Annotated in this window: 1 protein-coding gene; it reads right to left on the reverse strand. The window is 62.1% G+C overall.

Annotated features, from left to right (window positions below; all coding sequences use genetic code 11):
- Nucleotides 1-23: 23 nt before the first annotated feature.
- Nucleotides 24-567: IS21-like element ISPst3 family helper ATPase IstB (gene istB, locus CXP40_RS23555; RefSeq protein WP_106735688.1), on the reverse strand; the 544-nt coding region annotated here is incomplete at its 5' end.

A 567-nucleotide genomic window follows, 5' to 3' on the forward strand; every position in this document is an offset into this window, starting at 1 on the left:
AGCAGGCCGTCGTCGCCATGAAATCAGAACGGCTCATCGTCCTCCGGTTCCTGGCCGCCCTTACGCTTTCGCTCCCGTGATTTGATCTTGGCCTGGGCCGCCAAGCTACTGTGTTGCAGGCGATAGGACTCGTTACCGGTTTCGACGATGTGGCAGTGGTGGGTCAGCCGATCCAGCAGGGCGGTGGTCATCTTGGCGTCGCCGAACACGCTCGACCATTCGGCGAAGCTCAGGTTGGTGGTGATCACCACGCTGGTGTGTTCGTACAGCTTGGACAGCAGGTGAAACAGCAACGCACCGCCAGCCTGGCTGAACGGCAGATAACCCAGTTCGTCGAGGATGACCAGATCCATGCGCAGCAGTGCCTGGGCGATCCGCCCGGCTTTGCCGTCGTGTTTTTCGCGCTCCAGCAGATTGACCAGATCGACCGTGGAGTAGAAGCGCACGCGCTTACCGTGCCGGGTGATGCCGGACACGGCCAGCGCGGTGGCTAGGTGGGTTTTGCCGGTGCCTGGGCCACCGATCAGCACCACGTTCTGCGCGGTGTCGGTAAAGCTCAGGTTGGCC

The organism is Pseudomonas sp. YY-1 (assembly GCF_002843095.1).
Lineage (GTDB): Bacteria > Pseudomonadota > Gammaproteobacteria > Pseudomonadales > Pseudomonadaceae > Aquipseudomonas > Aquipseudomonas sediminis_A.